Origin of the sequence: Prosthecobacter sp., assembly GCF_044373815.1 — a bacterium.
Lineage (GTDB): Bacteria > Verrucomicrobiota > Verrucomicrobiia > Verrucomicrobiales > Verrucomicrobiaceae > Prosthecobacter.
On sequence record NZ_JBIPNG010000480.1, the window covers coordinates 1 to 5,058 of the forward strand.

Below are 5,058 nucleotides of genomic sequence, written 5' to 3' on the forward strand. Positions count from 1 at the left end.
TTCATGCCCTGCGCACCAGGCGTGAGCACGAGTTCGGCACCCAGAAGAGCGAGCAGCGTGCGGCGCTCCAAGGACATCGTCTCAGGCATCGTCAAAATCAGGCTGTAGCCCTTCGCAGCGGCGACAAAAGCCAGCGCAATGCCGGTGTTGCCGCTGGTGGGTTCGATGATGACGGTGTCAGGCTTCAAAATCCCACGCTTCTCTGCGTCCTCGATCATGGCGGCACCGATACGATCCTTCACGCTGCCGAGCGGATTGAAGAATTCACACTTCAAAGCGATCGTGGCGTTGAGACCGGCGGTGACTTTGTTGAGCTTCACCAGCGGTGTTTTGCCGACGGTTTCGACGATGTTGTTGTAGATGCCCATGATGTTTGGAGGTTAGCAGTAGAAGACGAGGCTGGCCGTTTATAGCAACGGTGCGGGATTAGTGCTGATTGCAGAACTCTTCGAAGCGGTCCATGCCGGCGTTGATCACGTCCAGTCCAGTAGCGTAGCTGAAACGCACGGTGTGCTCGGCACCAAAGGCGACGCCGGGAACGATGGCGACCTTCTGCTTGCTGAGCAGCTTTTCACAGAAGTTCACGCTCTTGATCTGCGTCGGCTCGATGTCGACCAGGAAGTAGAAGGCGCCCATTGGCTCGACCACACGGACGTTCTTGATGTTGTTCAAGCGGCCCAGCATATACTGACGGCGCACATCGAACTCATCGCGCATGTCGCTGACGATCTGCTGGTCCATCTGCAGGGCGGCCAGTGCACCATACTGGGCAAAGCTGGTCGGATTGCTGGTGGTGTGGCTCTGGATGGTGTCGATGGATTCAGCGATTTTCTTCGGAGCGGCGGTGTAACCCAGACGCCAGCCGGTCATCGCATAGGCCTTGGAGAAGCCGTTGATGGTGATGGTGTGGTCGTAGATATCCTTGCTCAGGGAGGCGATGCTGATGTGCTCATTGCCGCCATAGACCAGCTTCTCATAGATTTCGTCGGAGAGGATGACGATGCCTTCGCCCACGGCGATATCGGCCAGTGCGGTGAGTTCTTCGCGGGTATAGATGGAACCGGTCGGATTGCCGGGGGTGTTCAGGATGATCATCTTCGTCATCGGGGACATGGCGTCCTCGAACTCATCCGGAGTGAGCTTCCAGCCGTTTTCACGCTTCGTTTCGACGATCACCGGGATGCCGCCGACGATACGCACCATTTCTGGGTAGCTCGTCCAGTAAGGAGCAGGAATGATCACTTCGTCCCCTGGATTCACACAGGCAAGGATGGCGTTGTAGCAGGAGTGCTTGGCACCGCAGTTCACGCTGATCTGGGAGGCTTCATACTGCACGTTGTTATCAACCAGCAGCTTTGCAGCGATGGCTTCACGCAGTTCGAGGATGCCGGCGCTTTCGGTGTAGCGGGTTTTGCCGGTGTTCAGAGCTTCGATGGCGGCGGCGATGATCGGTGCAGGCGTGTCGAAGTCGGGTTCACCGGCTCCGAAGTTCAGCACGTCCACTCCCTGCTTCTTCAACGCCTTCGCCTGGCTGGTGATAGACAGGGTCATTGAAGGAGCTACTTCGGCGATGTTCTTGGCGATAAAATCCATGGTCAGGTGTGGTTGGGCGGGTGAAAAAGGCGGGGGGCCATCTATAAAGGCGGGGGCGGGAAGTTTGTCAATCATTCCTCCCACCGCAGACAAAGGGCGGCTTGTGTCCAGCGCCACACCGCCTTAGTCGTAAAGCCCATGAGTCAACCACGCCCGCCTTCCCCTTCCCGTCAGCCCGCCGTCCCCATCCGAGGCATGGCACTGGATGTTTTGGGGGAATGGTCCGGAGGGGAGCGTTTTGCCGCCGATTTGATGGACCACATCCAGCGCGACAACTTCCTTAGCCTGCCCGACGCCGCCTTTTTGCGTGACATTGTCCTTACCACACTGCGCAATCTTTCCCTGCTCGACCACTGGATCGCCGTGATCACCGAGGACAAGCACCTCGACCACCGCAGCCGCTGGGGCCTGCGCATCGGCCTGTGCCAGGTATTGATCCTCAAAGTTTCAGAATACGCCGCGGTGAATGAAACCGTGGCCGCCACCGGCCGTGCACGGAGCCTGATCAATGCCGTCCTGCGCCGTGCCTGCCGCGAATCCGAAGAACTGCTGGCCATGACAGCCACGCTGCCGCTGGAAACTCGCACCTCGCACCCGAAATGGCTCATCGAGCACTGGCTCGGCCTCTTTGGCGAAGCCAAAACGACCGCCCTCTGCGAGTGGAATCAAGTCCCTGCCCCGATCTGCGCCCGCATCAACCGCCTCTACCCGCAGATGACCGAGACGACGGAAGACTTCATCGTCTGCGACCACCTGCCGCGTGAAGATTTGAGCGTGGGCAGGGTGTACATGCAGGATCCCAGCACTGCCATCGCTCCGCGCCTGCTCGCCCCACAGCAGGGCCAGCGCGTGCTGGATGCCTGTGCGGCACCCGGTGGCAAAACCGCCTTGCTCGCCCAGCTCATGGAAAATACCGGCGAGATCATCGCCTGCGATGTCGCCCCGGGCCGCCTGCGCCGTTTGGAGGGCAATCTTCACCGGCTCCATGTCGCCAACACCCAAATCGAGCAGCACGACTGGGCGGACCCGCAGATCCCCGACTTTGCCAAGGCCGGCTTTGATCGCATCCTGCTCGACGTCCCCTGCTCAAACACCGGCGTCATGCGCCGCCGTGTGGACGTACGCTGGCGTTTAACGCCCGAAGACATCACCGCACAGGTGGAAACCCAAACGCAACTGCTCAAAAACTGCCTCCGCGTCCTCAAACCGGGCGGCGTCCTTGTTTATAGCACGTGCAGCATCGAGCCTGCTGAAAACGAACTGCTCGTCGCCAGCGTCCTGGAAGCCACCCCCGGCTTCGAACCCGTCAAACTCCGCCACAGCTTCCCGCCGGACGATCAGATGGATGGAGCTTTCGCTGCCGCGATCCGGCGTGTGTAAAATTCGTGCGTGACATTTTCCCCGCCCTTCAACAAGAATCCTCACCTCGCTCATGAAATTCACGTCCCTTTTCCTCGCCCTTGCGCTCACAGCACAAGTCTTCGCCGCCGATGCCCCAAATGCTGCCGGTTTGCAGCTCTACAGTCTGCGCAGCCAGTTCAAGCTGCGTGGTGTGCCATGGACGCTTGACCGCGTGAAGGAGTTTGGCCTCAAGGAGGTTGAACTCGCCGGCACCTACGATCTCACCGCCGAACAGTTCAAAGCCGAGCTGGAGCAACGCGGCCTCAAAGCCGTCAGCAGCCACTTCCCCTACGCACGCTACAAGAACGATCTCGACAACGTGGTGAAGGAAGCAAAGACCCTCGGCCTCAAGTATGCCGGCTGCGCATGGATCGACCACAAAGACAGCTTCGACGAAGCCGAGTGCCGCGATGCCATCGCCGTTTTCAACAAAGCCGGTGAAGCGCTGGCCAAGGAAGGCATCACGATGTTTTACCACGCCCACGGCTTCGAATTCGAGCCCTACGGCGACGGCACCCTGCTCGATCTCTTCCTTAAGGAGACCAAGCCCGAATTCGTCTCCATGCAGATGGACATCCTGTGGATCATCTTCCCCGGCCAGGACCCGGTGAAGCTGCTGAATAAGTACAGCGGCCGCTGGAAGCTCATGCATCTCAAGGACCTGAAGAAAGGCGTCGCCACCGGCTTCCTCACCGGCAAGACCGACGTGGCCAACGACGTCACCCTCGGCACCGGCCAGATGGACTGGAAAGCCATCTTTGCCGCCGCCCGCAAGAATGGTGTGCAGCATTATTTCATCGAAGACGAATCCCCTTCTTCGCTGGAGCAGATTCCCAACAGCCTGACTTTCCTGCGCGCCAACGGCTTCGAGTGATCACATGTCACGCCGCCTCCACGCCATCATCCTGCATGGCGTTTTCATCCTGTCGGGTATTTCAGCGCTGATCTACCAGCTCGTCTGGCAGCGTGCGTTGCTGACGATCTACGGCAGCAACGTCGAATCCGTGGCGATGGTCGTGGCTGCCTTTCTCGCCGGACTCGGCATTGGCAGCATCGCAGGCGGCTGGATTTCCAAATCGACGCGCGCGCCGCTCGTGCTGCTGTTTGGACTCGCAGAGCTGGGCGTGGGTGCTTATGGCCTCATCTCGTTGAAGTTGTTCGACGCAGTCGGTGCGCTGACTTCCGTGCAGTCACACGGCCTCACCACCGGCGCGCTCGTCTTCCTGCTGGTGTTTCTGCCCACTTTGCTCATGGGGGCCACGCTGCCGCTACTTGTAGCGCATCAGGTGCGCGATACGGCGCATGTGGGCCAAAGCGTAAGCCGCCTCTACTTTGTGAACACGCTCGGTGCTGCGCTCGGAGCCTTCATCGCCGCACACTGGCTGCTCGGCAGGTTCGGCATGAGCGGCACCACGCGCATCGCCGCCTGTTTGAATGCCGCCGCCGCTCTCATTGTGCTGCTCGTCTTGAGAAAACCCGCCGTAGAGTCTGCTGACGATGCAAAGGCATTTGTGGCCAATCCGGGATGCGAGATTCCTTTCCGCACCGCCTTGCTTTGGTCTGCGTTTTCCGGCTTTCTGGCGCTCTCCTGGGAGATTATCTGGTCACGGGTCTTCAACTTTGCCAGTGCCTCCAAAGCCCCTGTGTTCGGCTACATGCTTGGCAGCTATCTCCTCGGCCTCGCGCTCGGTTCGCTGTTCAGTCCCCGGACTCTGAAACAAACCCGTGACCTGCGGCTCAAGTTTGGGCGCTGGGTTCTTCTGTCGAGTGTGGGTGCTTTCATGATTGCGCCGCTCACGGCCATCATGGCGACGCAGGCCTATTGGGAATATGGGTTCTACCTCGTGATAGCAGCAGGCACATTGCTGGGAGTCACTTTCCCACTGCTCTGCCAGGCGGCGATTCCGCCCAACAAAGAAACCGGGAGCCGCCTGTCCTGGCTCTATCTAGCCAACATCATCGGCTCCGGAACCGGCAGCCTGCTCACCGGGTTTCTATTCATGGAATGGATGAGCATGCAGATGCTCAGCGTGGCATTACTGCTCGTTTCGTGGCTCTGGGCTG

Annotated in this window: 5 protein-coding genes; 3 read left to right on the forward strand and 2 right to left on the reverse strand. The window is 59.5% G+C overall.

Features of this window, described 5'->3' with window-relative positions; all coding sequences use genetic code 11:
• Together ACIREA_RS26495 and ACIREA_RS26500 are read right to left on the reverse strand one after the other, a co-directional pair.
• A partial coding sequence (locus ACIREA_RS26495; RefSeq protein ID WP_397385332.1) for a PLP-dependent cysteine synthase family protein occupies positions 1 to 368 on the reverse strand: 368 nt, incomplete at its 3' end.
• Positions 369 to 426: 58 nt separating this feature from the next.
• On the reverse strand, positions 427 to 1,593 hold the full coding sequence (locus ACIREA_RS26500) for a pyridoxal phosphate-dependent aminotransferase (RefSeq protein WP_397385333.1): 1,167 nt from the start codon (positions 1,591 to 1,593) through the stop codon (positions 427 to 429).
• A 138-nt stretch (positions 1,594 to 1,731) separates the two neighbouring features.
• Between ACIREA_RS26500 and ACIREA_RS26505 the strand changes: the two genes are divergently transcribed.
• From ACIREA_RS26505 to ACIREA_RS26515, 3 genes are all read left to right on the forward strand, one after another.
• Complete coding sequence (locus ACIREA_RS26505; protein WP_397385334.1) at positions 1,732 to 2,973, forward strand: RsmB/NOP family class I SAM-dependent RNA methyltransferase; 1,242 nt, start codon at positions 1,732 to 1,734, stop codon at positions 2,971 to 2,973.
• 52 nt (positions 2,974 to 3,025) lie between these two features.
• Positions 3,026 to 3,868 carry a sugar phosphate isomerase/epimerase family protein gene (locus ACIREA_RS26510; protein WP_397385335.1) on the forward strand — a complete coding sequence of 281 codons (843 nt, stop codon included), beginning with the start codon at positions 3,026 to 3,028 and terminating at the stop codon, positions 3,866 to 3,868.
• Positions 3,869 to 3,872: 4 nt separating this feature from the next.
• On the forward strand, positions 3,873 to 5,058 hold a 1,186-nt coding region (locus ACIREA_RS26515), incomplete at its 3' end, for a fused MFS/spermidine synthase (protein ID WP_397385336.1).

Coding starts and splice junctions, on each gene's coding strand:
- ACIREA_RS26500 (WP_397385333.1), bottom strand. CDS start 1,593: ATGGATTTTATCGCCAAGAACATCGCCGAAGTAGCTCCTTCAATGACC.
- ACIREA_RS26505 (WP_397385334.1), top strand. CDS start 1,732: ATGAGTCAACCACGCCCGCCTTCCCCTTCCCGTCAGCCCGCCGTCCCC.
- ACIREA_RS26510 (WP_397385335.1), top strand. CDS start 3,026: ATGAAATTCACGTCCCTTTTCCTCGCCCTTGCGCTCACAGCACAAGTC.